The sequence below is a fragment of the Aquabacterium sp. genome (genome assembly GCF_044226965.1).
Lineage (GTDB): Bacteria > Pseudomonadota > Gammaproteobacteria > Burkholderiales > Burkholderiaceae_C > Pseudaquabacterium.
In genome coordinates, this window is the sequence record NZ_JBGAGA010000064.1 from 1 (window position 1) to 17,357 (window position 17,357).

Annotated in this window: 10 protein-coding genes; 1 reads left to right on the top strand and 9 read right to left on the bottom strand. The window is 70.1% G+C overall.

Translation table 11 applies throughout. From position 1 onward, the window contains the following. From ACILR4_RS22365 to ACILR4_RS22380, 4 genes are all read right to left on the bottom strand, one after another. The coding region (locus ACILR4_RS22365; protein WP_395703097.1) for a methyl-accepting chemotaxis protein at positions 1-1,154 on the bottom strand (1,154 nt) is incomplete at its 3' end. Between the two features lie 220 nt (positions 1,155-1,374). After that, positions 1,375-2,181, bottom strand: coding sequence for a LytR/AlgR family response regulator transcription factor (locus ACILR4_RS22370; protein WP_395703098.1), 807 nt, complete (start codon positions 2,179-2,181; stop codon positions 1,375-1,377). Continuing rightward, positions 2,178-3,296, bottom strand: coding sequence for a sensor histidine kinase (locus ACILR4_RS22375; protein ID WP_395703099.1), 1,119 nt, complete (start codon positions 3,294-3,296; stop codon positions 2,178-2,180). The genes ACILR4_RS22370 and ACILR4_RS22375 overlap by 4 nt, the downstream gene beginning before the upstream one ends. Before the next feature lie 95 nt (positions 3,297-3,391). Then, positions 3,392-6,145, bottom strand: coding sequence for a zinc-dependent metalloprotease (locus ACILR4_RS22380; RefSeq protein ID WP_395703100.1), 2,754 nt, complete (start codon positions 6,143-6,145; stop codon positions 3,392-3,394). A gap of 209 nt (positions 6,146-6,354) precedes the next feature. Between ACILR4_RS22380 and ACILR4_RS22385 the strand changes: the two genes are divergently transcribed. After that, positions 6,355-6,882 carry a hypothetical protein gene (locus tag ACILR4_RS22385; protein ID WP_395703101.1) on the top strand — a complete coding sequence of 176 codons (528 nt, stop codon included), beginning with the start codon at positions 6,355-6,357 and terminating at the stop codon, positions 6,880-6,882. Between the two features lie 38 nt (positions 6,883-6,920). On the opposite strand, the gene ACILR4_RS22390 is transcribed toward ACILR4_RS22385, so the two are convergent. The 5 genes from ACILR4_RS22390 to ACILR4_RS22410 form a co-directional block, all read right to left on the bottom strand. Next, the gene (locus ACILR4_RS22390; protein WP_395703102.1) at positions 6,921-8,357 is read right to left on the bottom strand and encodes a DUF1501 domain-containing protein; all 1,437 of its coding nucleotides are present in this window, start codon (positions 8,355-8,357) and stop codon (positions 6,921-6,923) included. After that, positions 8,357-10,162 carry a DUF1800 family protein gene (locus ACILR4_RS22395; protein ID WP_395703103.1) on the bottom strand — a complete coding sequence of 602 codons (1,806 nt, stop codon included), beginning with the start codon at positions 10,160-10,162 and terminating at the stop codon, positions 8,357-8,359. The genes ACILR4_RS22390 and ACILR4_RS22395 overlap by 1 nt, the downstream gene beginning before the upstream one ends. Before the next feature lie 130 nt (positions 10,163-10,292). Continuing rightward, positions 10,293-12,971, bottom strand: a complete 2,679-nt coding sequence (locus ACILR4_RS22400; RefSeq protein ID WP_395703104.1) for a TonB-dependent receptor plug domain-containing protein — start codon at positions 12,969-12,971, stop codon at positions 10,293-10,295. Between the two features lie 109 nt (positions 12,972-13,080). Further along, positions 13,081-14,745, bottom strand: coding sequence for an energy-dependent translational throttle protein EttA (gene ettA / locus ACILR4_RS22405; RefSeq protein ID WP_395703105.1), 1,665 nt, complete (start codon positions 14,743-14,745; stop codon positions 13,081-13,083). A gap of 105 nt (positions 14,746-14,850) precedes the next feature. After that, a complete protein-coding gene (locus ACILR4_RS22410; protein ID WP_395703106.1) occupies positions 14,851-17,238 on the bottom strand; it encodes a putative bifunctional diguanylate cyclase/phosphodiesterase in 2,388 nt (795 codons plus the stop codon). Positions 17,239-17,357 lie beyond the last annotated feature (119 nt).

Consider the following 17,357-nt stretch of genomic DNA (forward strand, 5'->3'; position numbering starts at 1 on the left):
GCTTCCACCGCCGCGTTCAGCGCCAGGATGTTGGTCTGGAAGGCGATGCCATCGATCACGCCGATGATGTCGCTGATCTTCTTGGAACTCGTGTTGATCGCGTCCATCGTGGTCACGACCTGCGCCACCACCTGGCCACCACGCTGCGCCACTTCGGCGGCGGAAGCGGCCAGCTGGTTGGCCTGAGAGGCCGCATCGGCGCTCTGGCGCACGGTGCCGGTCAGCTGCTCCATCGAGCTGGCGGTCTGCTGCAGGTTGCTGGCAGCCTGCTCGGTGCGCTGGCTCAAGTCCTGGTTGCCGGTCGCCACCTCGGCGCTGGCCACCTGGATGCTTTCAGCGGTCTGGCGGATTTCGCCGACCAGGCCGCGCAGGCGGTCCTGCATTGCGGCAATCGCGTGCAGCAGGCGCCCGATCTCGTCGTTGCCGCCCTGCTCGACCGTGGTGCCGAGGTTGCCTTCGGCAATGCGCTCGGCCACCGTGACGGCACGGGCGATCGGCAGCTTGATGCTGCGGGTGATGCGCCAGGCGACCAGCACGCCGATCGCGATCGCGGCGGCCACCAGCGCGGCTTCGATGGCCAGCGCGGTGCGGCTGCCCGAGTTCGCGGCGGCGGCACCGGCCGCGTTCTCCTTGGCCTGCAGTTCGATCAGGTCTTCAATCTTCTTGCGCCACACCAGTTCGCCCGGACGCACCTGCAGCGACAGGGTCATCGTCGCGTCGATGTTCGCGCCTTCCTGGCCCTGCTTGGCGGCCAGCGAGATCATCGGGATCGTCTTCGCCGAGGAGGCCGCGATCTCGTCGACGAGCTTCTTCTGGGCCGGGTCGGCCGAGGCCATCATTTCCACGAGGGCCTTCTCGGCCTTGATGTAGGCGGCCTTCGATTTCTCGAACAGCTTCAGCTCGGACTCGATTTCCTTGGCGTCGGTCAGCAGCGTGATCGAACGCGCCTGGATCGCCATCGCACTCATGCCGTCGAGCATGCGGTAGGCCGCGGCCGACCGTTGGTCGTTGACATCGACGATCTGGTGCACTTGCGCGCCCAGCTGTTGCGTGGTGATGGCCGAGAAACCGGCCACCAGCACCAGCAGCAGGAGCAGGGCGCCGAAGCCCAGGCTCAGGCGGGTGCCTACGGAAGAGGTGAGTTTGGACATCATGGTGCACGACCCTCGTTGGAAGACTGGCGAAAGGGATTTTGGGCAGCGGGGTGCCTGCCCGATCGTTGGAATATCGGCTGTAAGCACATGCAGTTAAGCTCTCCCGACGGGATGTCAGGGTTGAGCCGACACCCGGAGTGCCAATTCCTGCGCAGCGGCGTCCCGCCGCCTGCGCCTGTGCGCTAAGGGTTTTCGAGGGGATCGGGCGGTGAGCCCGGGCTCACATCTGGCGGAACAGATGCAGGTAGCTGCGGCTGACGGGCAGCGTCTCGCTGCGCCCCTTCAACTGCACGTCGGCGGTTTCGTTGGCACCGCGGACCACCTGGGCCACGTGGCGCAGGTTGACGATCACCGAGCGGTGCACCTGCGCGAAGACCTCGGGGTCGAGTTCGTCGACCAGCTCGCGGATCGGCTTGCGGATCAGCGCCTCGCCGCCTTCCCAGACGACCAGCGTGTACTTCTCGTCCGAGCGCAGGTAGGCCACCTGGTCGACCGGGATCAGCCGTACCGCGTTGCCCACCGAGGCCTTGATCCACTGCAGCCAGGGCTTGCCGCTGGCCTGGTGCCGCAGCTGGGTGGACAGGCGGTCGAGCACGGCCTCGATGCGGTCGGCGGTGTCGCCGTCGGGCTCGGCCACCGGCGTGCCGCCGGCCTGCGCTTCGGCCAGCCGCTGCTTGAGCCGTTCCACCGTGTCGGCCAGGCGGGCTGATTCGAAGGGCTTGACCAGGTAGTCGATCGCGCCCTGGTCGAAGGCCTGCACCGCGTACTGCTCGTAGGCGGTGACGAACACGGTGATCGCGCGGCGGGCGATCGCGCGCGCGGCGTCGATGCCGCTCATGCCGGGCATGTGCACGTCGAGGAACACGATCTGCGGCTGATCCCGCTCGAACATCTCCACCGCCTCGCGGCCGTTGCGGGCATGGCCGATGACGTCCAGCTCGGGCCACAGCCGCGCCAGGTGCGACTGCAGGTGCTCGCGCAGCAGGGGTTCGTCGTCGGCGATCAGGGCGGTCGGGCGGGCGGTCATGTCGCAGCTTGTCCGGGCAGGATGATCTCGGCGCGCACGCCGTGCGGCGCCTGCTCGCTCAGCTCGAGCCGGGCAGCGGGGCCGAAGGCACTGGCCAGGCGGGCACGCAGGTTGGCCAGGCCGGTGCCCGGCGCCGAATTCTCGGACAGGCCCACGCCGCTGTCAGCCACCCACAGGCGCCAGGCGCCGTCGGCGTCGGCCTGGCCGCCGACCTCGATGCGGCCGCCCTCCTCGCTGGGGTCGATGCCGTGGCGCACGGCGTTCTCCACCAGCGTCAGCAGCGACATCGACGGGAAGCGCCGCTGCTGCAAGGCGGCCGGCACTTCCACCACGTACTGCAGGCGGTCCGGCATGCGCAGGTGCATCAGCTCCAGGTAGGCGCGCACCAGCGTCACCTCGTTGGCCAGGGTCGGCATGCCGCCGGTGGCGGTGGACTCGTGCAGCTTGGGCAGTGCGGCGCGCAGGTAGGCGATCAGGCTCTTGAGCACCTCGGCCGCGCGCGGCGAGCCGGTCTCGACCAGCGCCTGCACATTGGCCAGCGTGTTGAACAGGAAGTGAGGCTCGATCTGCGCCGTCAGCAGCGCGAGCCGGGCATCGACCGCCTGCTTCTCGAGCTGCGCGCGGTCGAGCTCGAACTGCAGCTGCAGCGAGCGCGCCTGTGCGTCGCGCTCGCGCACCAGCGCGCCCAGCGCCAGCACCAGGCCGAGGAACAGCGCGCTGCCGGAGATCCAGAAGAAGCCCGAGATGATCCACGGGTTGCGCACGATCGCGAACACGTCGCCGCCGGTGTAGACCAGGTACACGCACAAGGTGGCCAGTGGCGCGGCCAGCCCCACTGCGGCGGTCTGCATCAGCCAGCGCGGCAGCAGGGTCTGGCGCCAGTTGCCGGCCGCGGTGAAGGCCAGCAGCAGCACGACGGCGACGAACAACGTGCGGCCCAGCACCACCGGGAACGGCGGCGCGAAGATCGGGTTCAGCAGCAGCGCCACCGCCACCGCGATGCCCACGGTCCAGCCGACCTTGGCGTGGGTCAGCGTGCGCAGGTAGGTCGTCCAGCCGGACGCCGCCGGCAGCGGAGCCGATGGCGTGGCCGGAGGAGGCGCTTCGCGGGACATGGGGGCGCACGATAACCGCTGGCCGCGCCGGCACCAAGCCGCCGGCGGGCCCGGTGCGACGAACGACGGCCGGCGGGGCGCGGCCGGCGGCCGGATCACACGCCGCTGCGCTGCATCGGGGCCGCCAGCGCGGCGCGCAGGCCCTCGGCGCTGTCGCGCAGGTGCAGGCGCGCCTCCTCGCTCAGCGCCGGCTGGCGCAGCGCGGCCTCGATGCGGGCGGCCAGCTCGCTGGCCCGGTGGCGCGCCAGGCTGCGTGCATCGGCGCGCGCAACGCTGCTGGGCCGCAGCAGCACCGCGATCAGCCGGTTCAGGTGCTCGCGCTGCAACTCGCGCCGCGCCGCCGGAATGTCGCTGCGGCTGCCCAGTTCGCTCCAGACATCGGCTTCGAGCCGGCGGTACAGCTCGGCCAGGCGGAAGGCCTCGGCCGGCCGTGCTGCCTTGGCTTCGCTGTCGAGCACGCGGCTGGCCAGCGTGTCGCCCATCAGCTGCGCCAGCAGCGCGCGGCGCAGCTCGTGCACCGCCTGCGCCAGCGGGTAGTCGGTGGGCACCATGTCTTCGCCGAACAGCACGGCGTCCCCGCGCTCCAGGAAGTCCGGCGCCAGGCGGCGCTGCAGCGTCGGCGAGATCACCAGGCTGTCGGCCGCCAGCAGGTGCCGCGCCAGCGCGTCCAGGGCCGCGCGCTGGTCGGCGGCCGGCACCGGCTGCATCGGGTCGCGGCCGGTGTTCGGGAAATCGCGCAGGGTGCGCACGCCGCCAATCTGGCGCAGCAACGAGCCCGCGGCCCGCCCGGCATCGCGCAGCGCATAGGCCAGCGCGCGGCGCAGGCCGGCGTAGTCGCGGTCGGGCCGCAGCGGCCGGGCTTCCTGGCGCTGGAACAGGTCCTGCGCGATCTCGAAGCGCTGGCGCGCAAAGGCGATCGGGTCACGGCCCAGGTCGAACTGCAGCGCATCGGGATCGATGCCGATGAAGTTGTCCTCGTCGGTGCCGTAGGCCAGCTCGGGCTCGCCGCTGCGTGCGGCGATGCGGGCCAGCTGGGCCGCCTCCTGCGACGGCGCGAGCGGCTTGTAGGCGTACTCGATGGCCCAGTAGTCGTAGGGCCCGAGCGTGGCCTGGAACGCGGCCGGCCGCGGCTGGCCAGGGCGCGGCAGGTTGACCGGCGCGTACTCCATCACCGAGCCGGTCAGTGCATGGCTGGCGGTGAAGACCGGGTCGGCCAGCTGCGCCTGGCTGTACACCCGCGAGGCGCGGTAGTTGTGGCGCAGGCCGAGCGTGTGGCCGACCTCGTGCATCGCCACGTCCTTCAGGTAGTCGAGCACGAACTGCGCAGCCTCGGGGCTGTCGGGCTCCAGCTCGCCGCGCGCGGCCAGCACGTCGAGCGCGTAGTCCATCTGTTCGCCGGCGGCGGTCGCGTGGTCGCAGTGCTGCGGGTCCTGCAGCGGGTCCGCGCCAGCGGCACCGCCGGCCGACCCGACCTGCATCAGCCGCGCCCAGGTGTCGGCCGCCGCATCGCCGAAGATGCGGGCGCGCGCGCTGCGCTGGTTGCGCGAGGACAGGCTCTCGAAGCTGATGTCCGCATCCAGGATTTCGCCCGAGCGCGGGTCGACATGGCGCGGGCCGATCGCGCCGAAGCTGGGCTGGCTGTTGACGATCCAGCGCACCGAGGCGACGCCGAAGTCCAGCGTGTCGAAGTCGGCGTCGTCGGGCTGCACCTTCACGACGATGGCATTCCTGAAGCCGATCTTCTCGAAGGCCTTGTTCCATTCGAGGATGCCGGCGGCGATGGTGTCGCGGTACTTCAGCGGCACCGTGCGGTCGATCCAGTAGGTGATCGGCTTCACAGGCTCGGACAGCTCGGCCGCGGGGTCCTTCTTCTCGAGCCGCCAGCGCGCGATGTGGCGCACCCGTGGCGTGCGCGCCAGGTCGTCACCGAAGTCGTTCTGCGCATGCACGAAGTGGCCGATGCGCGGGTCGGCCGCGCGCGGGGCCATGGTCTGCTCGGGCAGGCTGGCCAGAGAGTAGTGCAGGTTCAGGAACAGGCTGCGCGGATCCGGCAGGTTGCGCGGCGCGGTGGGTGCCGCCCCGGGGCTGGCCCCGGGCTGCGGCTGTGCCAGCGAGCCGGTGGCGTAGTGGCCCATCACCTCGATGGCCAGCATGTCGGGCTTGCCGCGCACGTTCATCACCGCCGAGTTGCGCAGATCCAGGCTGTAGCCCTGGCGGAAGCTGCGCTGCAGCCCCGCGCCGATGCCGAGCATGTCGTTGACGAACAGCGCCGCGCCATCGACCAGCACACTGTGCCGCTCGGGCTGCGGCTGGCTGGCCACCGGCGTGCTGGCCAGCAGGCTGGGCGAGTAGCTGGCCGCCACCGCGCGTGCCTCCGGCGTGCCGGGCCGGGCCATGAACTGCGTGTTCACCGCGATCAGCTGCACCACGTTGTGCACGCGGCGGAACGCCACCACCTGGGGCCTGAGCATCAGCCCGCCGTAGACACCGGCCTCGCCGATGCCGCTGGCCAGCTTGGGCGACAGGAAGAAGGGCTTGTCGAAGTCCGCGGGCTTGAGCTCGAGCCACAGCCTCTCGTCCTTGCGCCAGGCGGTGAACAGGCCCTCGGTCTTCTTCGCGTCCTTCACGACGCTGGCAAACGGCGCCGGCTGCCCCGGCACCGAAGGGGCGACAGCAGTTCCCGGGGCGGCTGACGCCGCGGGCGCGGCCGGCGCGGCCGCGGCAACGGCGCCGGCGCCCGTGCCGGGCAGGCCGCTGCAGGCCCCGAGTGCCAGCGCCGCGGCTAGTGACAGGCCGCGCAGCGGGAACGGAACGAGAAAGGTCTTCGAGGTCGGCAAGTGCATGAGCATTCAGTGATCCAGCGGCGAAAGCCGAAGTGGAGCAGCTTCCGCGCCGGCGACCTCTCAGGGTTGCTCCGGGGAACCCCGGGCGGCGAATACGATCAACCCTGCGCGCCAATGACGGGGCGAGCCGAACGACAATGGGGGCTCGCTGCAAGGCGCGACAAGAACAAAGACATGACTAGCCAGGGAGCACTTTGGCCGCAGGTTCCTCCAGCATGAAGTTTCGCGATGTCGTCATTCCCGGTACGGGCGAACAATTCAGCGTGCCCCAGGGCATCCAGCGCATCGACTCCCCCTCCACCCATGGCTGGCAGCTGCGTTACCGCGGCGAGACCAAGCTCTACTCCGATCGCGAATATGGCGGCAGTGCCGAATCGCTGAGCCGCGCCACCAAGGAGCTGTTGCGCCGCATCGCGCGGCTGCCTGCGCCGTCGGGCCTGCAACGCACGCCGAACACCAGCAAGACCAGCCAGATGCCGGTGGGCATCTCGGGCCCGCTGCTGCGCGTGCGCACGGGCGGCAGCGCCCGCTACGCGATCTTCCTGGTGTCGATCCCGCGCTTTGGCGAGAAGCCGCGCCGGGCCAGCGTCTACATCGGCTCGGAAACGACCTACACGCCGGAGCGCTACGAGGCCGCGCTGGCCAAGGCCATGGCGCTGCGCGAGAAGGCCGAGAAGGCCTACCAGCGCGCGGCCACGCAGGCCAAGCGTGCCGATGCCCGCGCGCTGGCCGAAACCCTCTGACCAGCCAAGCCTGAGCGGCTGAGCCTGGCCGGCAGGCGCTACAGGAAGCCCAGCGAGCGCTGGCTGAAGTGGGCCAGGTTCGGCAGCGCCGTGGCCAGTTGCGCATCGGTGGCGCCGAACCAGGACAGCAGCGTCGCGGCGTACTGGTCGACCGCGCTGGTCGGAATCCAGCGGCCCTGCAGTTCCCAGTCCTCGACACCCACGTCGTCCGGCCCGCCCAGCACCAGTGTCGGGTAGGTGCCGTAGGTCTTGCCGCCCTTGACCGCGCCGCCCATCACCAGCTGGTGGTTGCCCCAGGCATGGTCGGTGCCCAGGCTGGAATTCGGCGCGAAGGTGCGGCCGAAATCGGCCTGCGTGAAGGTGGTGACCTGGTTGGCCATGCCGATGCCCACCATCGCCGACTGGAACGCGGCCAGCGCATCGCCCAGCGCATGCAGCAGGCCGGCATGCTCGCCATTCGCGGGGTCGCCGTAGCTGACCTGGCCGCTGTGGGTGTCGAAGCCGCCCATGGTGGCGAAGAAGATCTGCCGATCGCCCTGCACCGTGTTGTGGCCCTGGATCAGCTTGGCCACCTGGTACAGCTGCGCCGCCAGGCCATTGGTGAAGTAGCCATCGGACACCATCGGCGCGAAAGCCGCGTCGATCGCCGGCACCGAGCCGGTGTCGCCCGGCATCGTCGCGACCAGGCCGGACAGGCGCTGCGAGATCTCGAACGCGCCGGTCTGCTGACTCGCAAAAGCCGTGGCCAGGTCCACCGATTGCGGCTGCGCATACAGCGCATCGACCGCCACCTTGCGCAGCCGGTTCGGCTCCCAGGTGGTGTCTTCGGGCCGCAGGCCGTAGGCGCCGAAGCCCGAACCCGGACCGGGCAGCACCAGCGGCGTGCGCAGGTCCTCGACACCAAAATGTCCGTTGCCCCCGACCGAGATCACCGGGTTGGTGGTGGCCAGTGCAGTCGATGCGCGGCCGCCCCAGCCGGTGCGGGCCAGCGCGTCGCTGCCGGCGCATTCCCACAGGATCTGCTGGTCGGAGTGCGAGAACAGGCTGTCGGGGATCAACGGCGAGCCTTCGGGCTCGGCCAGGTACTGGGCCTTGGTCAGCGGCACCGCCAGCGGGCCGACATTGAACACCGGCGCGAGCATGCCGCTGTTCCAGTGCGGCGCCAGCGCGCCCAGCGCCGGGTGCAGTCCGAAGCCCGAGCTGCCCAGGCCGACCAGCGCGCCGCGCGGAATCGCCAGTGCCTGGCGCACGCCGGCGTACTGGTTGTAGCGCGTGGTGTCGGTGGGCACGACCAGGTTCATGCCGTCGTTGCCGCCGTACAGGAAGATGCAGACCAGCGCCTTGTAGTCGGCCGCCCGCGCGACGCGGCTGCCGAGCATCAGGCCGCCAGCCAGGCCGCTGCCGGCCAGCAGCGCGGCGCTCTTCTTCAGCCACAGGCGGCGCGCCGCGTTCAGGGGGGTGTGGGCGGGCTTCATCAGCGTTGCACCTGGTAGTCGGGGGAAGCGAACACGAGGTAGGCCGCGGCGCGGGCGCGGTTGGTGCGCCAGTTGGCCGAATCGGTCTGCGGCGTCCACCAGGCCACTGCGTTGATCACCTGCGTGCGCGGCGCGGCTGCCAGCTTCTTGCCCAATGCCAGCATCGACAGGCTGTCCACCAGCGTGGCGGGGTTGTCGGCCAGCGCCGCCCACTTGCTCAGGTTCACCTTGGTGCCGGTGGCATTCGGGATCGAGGTGTTCGGGTCGGAGCCGTCCCAGTCGAACAGGTAGGTCAGGTAGTTCAGCCGCTCCAATGCGGCGTTTGCATTGTGGATGCCGAACTCGGGTCCCACCAGCTGCGTGCCGGCCACCGGATAGTCCGGCGGGTAAAAGTTGAACACCGAGGGCGGGCGGAACAGGTGCTGGCGCAGCTCTTCGCCCCACCACCAGCTGAACGGGTCGCCGTCGGTATAGCCGCCCATCGCGCGCAGCACGCCAGTGAACAGCAGCACCGGCGGCCGCAGCGATCCGCCGTAGCGGCGCAGCAGGCGCTCGCTCCGCGCCTCGTCGTCCAGCAGCACCGCGGCCACGGTGGCGGCCAGGTCGCCCTTGCTGCCGGTGCCGAAGACCTGGCCATTGCTGGCCGTGTAGCGGCCGTTGTTGAAGGCGGTGGCCACGCGGTCGATGTACAGCGTGGGCGGGTTGCTCATCACCAGCTGCTGGATCAGCCGTCGGCCGACGAAGGGACCGATGTTCTGGTGGTTCATCAGGCTGTCCAGCACCAGTTCCACCGCCTGCTGCGGCGTGGCATTGGCCGGGACGCTAACGCCTGACAGCAGCGTGCGCGCGTCGGTGTTGCGCAGCGCCGGGGCCGGCGCCATGTCGCCGCCGTAGTACTGGCAATTGGCGCCTTCGGGCCAGCAGCCCCAGGCGGTGGCACCGCCGGCGGGGTAGGTCCAGCCGGTCAGCGCGAAGGCGTATTCGCGCACCTTGTCGTTGTCGTAGGTGGGCTGGCAGCTGCCGCCGGTGAGCCGGCCGTTGCGGTTGAGCTTGCAGGTGCCCAGCGAGAACAGCTGCAGCAGCTCGCGGGCGAAGTTCTCGTTCGGCGCCACCTTGTCGTTGTTGACATGGTTCAGGTAGTCGCCCATCACCGGCGACAGGATGGTCTTCTTCAGCACCTGGCGGTAGTTGCCGAAGGCGTTGTCCAGCAGCGCGTTGTGGTAGTTGCGCAGGCCGTAGGTGCCGCTGATCTCGACCTCGCTGACCACGACGATCTGCTGCAGCGCCAGGGCCACGCGCTGGCGCAGCTGGTCGGACTTGCCCAGCGCGTTGCGGTAGAAGTCCCAGATCAGCGGCTCGCTCGAGTAGAAGTCGCGCCAGCAGTTCGGGTTGTTCGCCTGCGCCGGCAGGCTGCAGAAGTCGGTCTCGCTGGTGTTCTTGTGGATCGCGTCGCTGCCGCCGCTGGTGTAGCGCGCGCTGCTCGCGGCCATCTGGTCCTTGACCCAGGTGACGGCGCCCTTGGTCTTGATCTCGCTCAGCAGCGCATCCGTGGGGCCGAAGCTGGCCTGGTTGGCCAGGCGCACCGCGTCGGTATCGGCCGAGGTGGCGGCTGCCGCCGTGCTGGCATCGGCCTGCGCCGCCGTCACGGCCTGCGCCTGGCGGCGCGTGCCTTCGGCCGCGGCCGGGGATTCGCTGTCGTCCCTGCCGCCACCGCACGCGGCCAACGTTGCCGCGACGATCAGTCCCAGCGTGCCGATGCGCGCGCGCGTTGCGCGCAGCCCGGCGCCCGATGTGTCCACCACCATCTCGCCCTCCCCTTCCCGCTGCCCTCGAAGCAGCCGGCAGTGTGGCGGTGGCGTTCCCTGCGCGGAGGCCCGCTTGGTGACGCGATGTGACCGGCGCAGCCGCCGGTCACCGCTGTCACATGTTCACACTTCAGAACGAGTAGGTGGCGCCGAGCGTGATGTAGCGGCCGACCGCGCCGTCCTGGTGCAGCGAGGGGTTGTAGTGCGCCCCACCCGCCGCGACGCCGCCGCCACTGGAACTGGACGCGAAGGCATCGATCGGCGCCTTGCGGTCGAACAGGTTGACCACCGACAGGCGCCACTGCAGCGCCTTGCTCATCGAGTAGCTCAGCGCGAGGTTGGTGGTGGTGAACGCGCCGACGCGGCACAGGCTGGCGCCGGCCGGCGCGCCGTTCGGGTAGATGCTGGACAGCGCCGCGCTGCAGTCGTTCAGGTCGTAGCTCGGGTCGATCACCGAGAAGCCGCTGGTGTGCTGCACGGTGCCGGTCACTTCCAGCGGCCCGCGCGCCCAGCTCAGCGAGAACGCGGCGCGGTCACGCGGCGTGCCGGTGTTGGTGGAGACGAAGCTCGGCCCGTGCGTGCCGGCCAGCTCGAAGTGACGGCCTTCGCGGTCGATCGAGTAGTGCAGCATGTGCGTCCACTGCAACTGCGCGCTGAAGCGGCCGGCGCTGCCGGCGTCCCAGCGTGCGCGCATGTCGAGGTCCAGGCCATCGGTGCGCGCCTTGCCCAGGTTCAGGAACGGGTAGGTGCCGTAGAGGATGGTGTCGTTCTCGTCGGTCGGCGCGGCGTTCGGCGTGGTCGGGCTGTTCACGCGGTAGAGCTTGGTGCCGTAGGCATTCGGGTTGTCGATCTGCGACTGGCCGAACAGGCCGACCGAGACGATCTGGTCGGTGATGCGGACGTCGTAGTAGTCGAGCGAGACGTTGATGTTGGGCGTCGGCTCGAAGATCAGGCCCAGCGTGTACGAGCGCGACTTCTCCGGCTTCAGGTCCTTGCCCGGCAGCTGCAGCTGCGTGCCGCCGACGCCGATGTCGCAGGTCTCGCCGGGCTTGACCAGCTGGCACAGCGCGGTGTCGAACAGCGCCGGCAGGAAGCCCGCGCTGGAGCCCGAGGTGCCGATCTCCACCGGGTTCGGCGCGCGGAAGCCGCCGGCCATCGTGCCGCGCAAAGTGAGCGTCTTCGCGGGCATGAACTTGGCGCCCAGCTTGGGCGTGACCGAGGAGCTCTGGCCCAAATAACGGTCAACGCGAGCGGCCGCATCGACCTGGAAGCTCTTGGTCAGCGGCGCGTGCAGCTCGACGTATGCGGCCTGGATGTTCTGGGTGCCGACGCCGAAGGCGTAGATGTTGCTCGACTGCACGCCCTGCGCGAAGGGCTCCGGGAAGCGCTCGGACAGTTCGCGGTGCAGGAACTCGACGCCCGCGCCCACGGCCAGGTCGCCGCCGTCGAGCTTGGCCACTTCCTTGCTGGCCCGCAGGTTGACGAAGTTCAGGTCGTTGGTCGAGGTGCTGGTGGCGGTGGGCACGAGGCTGGCCACGATGTCGGCCGCATTGCTGCCGCCCACCACGTAGCGGCCGCTGTTCAGCGCCGCCTGCAGGTTCGGGAAGCTGACGTAGTTCAGCATCTCCAGCTTCGTCGTCACCCGCGTCAGGCCCAGCGTAGCGGTCAGGTCCCAGCCGGCCAGCGTGCCATTGAGGCTGCCGACCAGCCGGTACGAGCGGCTGCGCGTCTTGCTGTGCTGGGCGCCGATGTCGTCGAGCACCGCATCCACCGGCTGCCCGGTGGCCGGATCGATCACGTTGGTGTTGTTCAGCGCCGCCGGCACCGGCGACGGATGGTTGGGCCCGAACACGAACTGCACGATGCCGGCCGAGGGCGACACCCAGTTCAGCAGGCCCACCTGCTCGGCCTCGCTGCCCAGCACCGAGGCCGAGACGTCCAGCGTCCAGTCCTGCGGCAGCTTGGTGGTCAGGCGGCCCAGCAGGCTGTAGGTGCGCGTCTTCGGCGCGATCTGCAGTTCCTGGTTGTCCGGCGGCGGACCGTCGGCAATGCCGCCCCAGGGGCTCCAGTCGGTGGTGGTCAGCCCGGGCCGACGATTCAGCAGGATGGGCTGGCGCTGGCGGAAATCGGCCGACAGGTAGCCGGCGATGCCGTCGCGTTCCAGATCACCGAAACCGCGGATGCCCGACAGGTGCACCGAGCCACCGTCGCCATGGGTCGAGCGCCCGGCCTCGGCATGCAAGGTGGTGCCCTGGTGCTGCTTCTTCAGGATGACGTTGACGACGCCGGCCATCGCGTCCGACCCGTAGATGGCCGAGGCGCCGTCCTTCAGCACCTCGATGCGATCGACGGCATCGATCGGGATCGAGTTGATGTCGACGAAGTCGCGCTGGCCGTCGTCGGGCAAGGGGTACGGCGCCATGCGCTGGCCGTCGATCAGCACCAGCGTCGCGCCCACCGTCAGGCCGCGCAGCGAGATGCCGCTGCCGCCGGCGCCGAAGGCCGCCGGCGTGGCCTGGCCCAGCGAGCCCATGTTGTTGGCCGACAGGCTGGACAGCACATCGGCCACCGAGGTGTAGCCCGAGCGCGCGATGTCCTGCGCGCTGAGCGTGAGCACCGGGCTCGGCGTTTCCAGGTCGGTGCGCCGGATGTGCGAGCCGGTGATCACCACGCGCGCCGGCGCGGCGTCGGTACTGCTGGACTGGGCCTGCACCGCGGGCGCGCCCGCGGCCAGCGCGGCGGCCAGCGGCAGCGCCGCCCAGCGGAAGTGCAAGGGAACACCGCGGCACGACGATGCCGAAGAACGCATGGGAACTCCTCCGGGGTAGGGACTGTTGCCCATGCTACCCAAGGGGCGTGTGCTGCAGCACCCACTGTCCCCTGCGCGCAACGGCCCCGGCGCGGGCCGGGGCGCGCCCTTACTTCAGCGCCTTGAACCGCAGGCGATGGGGCCGCGCACCTTCTTCGCCCAGGCGCTTCTTCTTGTCGGCTTCGTATTCCTGGTAGTTGCCGTCGAAGAAGACCCACTGCGAATCGCCTTCGCAGGCCAGGATGTGGGTGGCGATGCGGTCGAGGAACCAGCGGTCGTGGCTGATCACCATGATCGAGCCGGCGAACTCGAGCAGCGCGTCTTCCAGCGCGCGCAGGGTTTCGACGTCGAGGTCGTTCGAGGGTTCGTCCAGCAGCAGCACGTTTCCGCCCTGGGCCAGGGTCTTGGCCAGGTGCAGGCGCCCGCGTTCGCCGCCCGAGAGCGAGCCCACCAGCTTCTGCTGGTCGTTGCCCTTGAAGTTGAAGCGGCCGATGTAGGCGCGCGAGGGCATCACGAACTTGCCGACGACGATGTTGTCCAGCCCGCCCGAGACGTCTTCCCACACCGTCTTGTCGGCCGCCAGGCTGGCGCGGCTCTGGTCGACGAAGGCCAGCTTGGCGGTCTTGCCGATGGCGACCTCGCCGCTGTCCGGCGTCTCGGTGCCCTGGATCATGCGGAAGATGGTCGACTTGCCGGCGCCGTTCGGGCCGATGATGCCGACGATGGCACCTGCGGGCACCTTGAAGCTCAGGTTGTCGATCAGCAGCCGGTCACCGAAGCTCTTGCTGACGTTCTTGAACTCGATGACCTCGTTGCCCAGGCGCTCGCCGACCGGGATGAAGATCTCGTTGGTCTCGTTGCGCTTCTGGTATTCGACGTCGCTCAGCTCCTCGAAGCGGGCCAGGCGCGCCTTGCTCTTGGCCTGGCGGCCCTTGGCGTTCTTGCGCACCCACTCCAGTTCCTGCTTCATCGCCTTGGTGCGGGCGTCTTCGGTGCGCTGCTCCTGCTCGAGCCGCTGTTCCTTCTGCTCCAGCCAGGTCGAGTAGTTGCCCTTGTACGGAATGCCGCGGCCGCGGTCGAGTTCGAGGATCCACTCGGCCGCGTTGTCGAGGAAGTAGCGGTCGTGGGTGATGGCCACCACGGTGCCCGGGAAGCGCTTGAGGAACTGCTCCAGCCAGTCCACCGATTCGGCATCGAGGTGGTTGGTGGGTTCGTCGAGCAGCAGCATGTCGGGCTTGGACAGCAGCAGCCGGCACAGCGCGACGCGGCGCTTCTCGCCGCCGGACAGCGGGCCGATCTTGGCGTCCCAGGGCGGCAGCTGCAGCGCGTCGGCGGCGATCTCCATCACGTGGTCGGTGTTCTCGCCGCCGGACGAGGCGATGATGGCTTCGAGCTCGGCCTGCTCGGCAGCCAGCTTGTCGAAGTCGGCATCGGGCTCGCCGTAGGCCGCGTACACCTCCTCGAGCCGCTTCTGCGCGGCCAGCGCGCCGCCGATGCCCTCTTCCACCGCCTGGCGCACGGTCTGCTCGGGGTCGAGCTGCGGCTCCTGCGGCAGGTAACCGATCTTCAGGTCGGGCATCGGGATGGCTTCGCCCTCGATGTCCTTGTCGAGGCCGGCCATGATCTTCAGCAGCGTGGACTTGCCCGAGCCGTTGAGGCCGAGCACGCCGATCTTGGCGCCGGGGAAGAAGGACAGCGAGATGTCTTTCAGGATCTGCCGCTTCGGCGGCACGATCTTGCCGACGCGGTTCATGGTGTAGACGTACTGGGCCATGGCGAGAGTTCGCTTCGAAGGTCTGGGACGAGGGGGACGCGCCCGCGGGGCGCAACCCGGCTATTGTCGCCGGGATCGCTCAGGCGGCCTGGCGACCGCAGTCGCTCAGGCGGCCCGACGGCCGGTGTCCAGCAGGCCCGGCGTGCTGATGGGCTTGTCGACCCAGTTGGCCAGCAGGCGCAGGAAGTCGCCCCGCGGCATCGGCCGCGCGACCATGAAACCCTGGATCGCGTCGCAGCCGGCCTCGCGCAGCAGCGCCAGCTGCGCCGGCTCCTCGACACCTTCGGCGATGGTGCTCATGCCCAGGGTCTGCGCCAGCTCGAGGATGGTCTTGACGATGGCGCGCGCATCGTGCCGCGTCATCAGCTCGCGCACGAAGGCGCGGTCGATCTTCAGCGTGTCGAAGGGGAAGCGCCGCAGGTAGGCGAGCGACGAGTAGCCGGTGCCGAAATCGTCGAGCGCGATGCGCACGCCCATCTCGCGCAGCGCATGCAGGTTGGCCAGCGCCAGTGGCGACGCATCCATGAACAGCGACTCGGTGACCTCGACCTCGAGCCGGTCTGCCGGCAGGCCGGCGTGCTCGAGCGCACGGCGCACGACCAGCGCGAAATCCTCGCGCAGCAGCTGCGCCGGCGAGACGTTGACCGACACGCCCAGCGGCAGCGGCAGCTGCGCCGCATGCGCGCAGGCCCGCTGCAGAACCCAGCTGCCGATCTCGACGATCAGGCCGGATTCCTCGGCCACCGGGATGAACTCATCGGGCGCGATGCGGCCGAGCTCGGGATGCTGCCAGCGCAGCAGCACCTCGGCCCCGGCGATGCACCAGCCAGCGACGTCCACCCGCGGCTGCCAGTGCAGGTGCATCTCGTCGCGGTGCACCGCGCCGCGCAGCGCCTGCTCGATCGCGACGTGGCGCCGGTGGCGGTCGCCCAGGCGCGGCACGAACAGCTCGAAGCGGCCGCGGCCGGCGTCCTTGGCGGCGTACAGCGCGAGGTCGGCATTGCCCATCAGCTCGTCGAGCGTGCTGCCGTGATCGGGCGCCACCGCGATGCCGATGCTGGTGCCCAGGCCCACCTGGCGGCCGGCCACCTCGCAGGGCTGGCACATCACCTGCACCACGCGGCGCGCCAGCGCCTCGAGCTCGGCATCGTCCTGCACGTCACGGATCACCAGCGCGAATTCGTCGCCGCCCAGGCGCGCGGCCAGGTCGTCCTGGCGCAGGCAGGCCTGCAGGCGGCGGCCGACCTCGGCCAGCACCGCATCGCCCGCGGCATGGCCCAGCGTGTCGTTGATGGCCTTGAAGTGGTCGACGTCCAGGCACATCAGCGCGGTGCGCCGCTCGGGCTGGCCCGGTTGGACCTCGATCATGCGGGCCAGGCGCTCGCGCAGCTCGAGCCGGTTGGCCAGCCCGGTCAGCGAGTCGAAGTGCGCCAGGTAAGCCAGGCGGCGATGGGTCTCGCGCACCTGCGTCACGTCCGAGATCACGCCACGCCAGCCGGCGTGGTGTCCGGCTTCGTCGAGCACCGGCTTGCCGGCGAAGGACCACCAGCGCAGTCCGCTGGAGGTCTTCACCGGCACCACGCGGTCGCGGAAGGCCTGGCCCTTGTCCAAGGCCTGGCGCAGCGCGGCCAGGTGGCTTTCGGCATCGGCGCCGGCCTTGCGCCGCTGCAGCGCATCGATCAGGCCGGTGGCCTGCAGGGACCTCGCGCTGCCGCCCAGCGCCGACGACAGGCGCGGCGACACATGCGTCAACAGCCCGGTCGGGCCGATGGCCCACAGCACGTCGGCCGAATGTTCCTCGAAGTCGCGCAGCAGCAGGCTCACCAGCTGCCGCTGCCGGCCGGCCTCGCGCTCGGACTGCAGCCGCGCCGTGGCCACGCGGGCCGAGGCCAGCGTGCTGGACACCAGGATGACCCCGTAGACGACGAGCAAGCCCTGCATGAAGCCGATGACGGGTCCGTCCACCAGCATCAGCACCCATTGCGCGCCGACGCTGAGGACACCGACGTAGGCCATGGCCGCCAGCGGCACCGCCGCCAGCGCGAAGGCGCCGCCGCACATCATGCCCAGCACCAGCGCCGACAGCAGCAGTTGCTGGTCGTGCGTTGCGCCGGGGAACCAGGCCACCGCGACCGAGGCCCAGACGCCCGCCAGCGCGGCAGCGCCCAGCGTGGCGCGATGGATGCCGCCCGGCGACACGCGTTGCACCGGCCTGCGCCGGCCCCGCCACCAGGCCCGCAGCCCCAGGCCACACCAGGCCAGCAGCAGGCCGAGCCACAGCAGCGTGAACGGCGTGGCCGCCACATCCCGGAACGCCACCAGCAGCGCAGTGGCATTGAGCAGGTTGGCGCCGACCATCAACGGCGTGAGCCGCGTCACGGTCTGCAGGTGGCGGGCACGCACTTCGGCCGAATCACGGTCGAGCGCGGTGTAGACGTGAAACTCACGCCGCCACCACGTGACGAGCAACTGGATCAGCGACGAAGCGGTCATCGAGCCGGCCGGTTCTTGTTGGTTGGTTGCGCCCGGGTGCGCCGACTGGGGCGAACGGGGCTTCGCTCGGTTATCGGCGGCACCGACGCCAACTTGATGTGACCGGCAGCCGCCCGGCT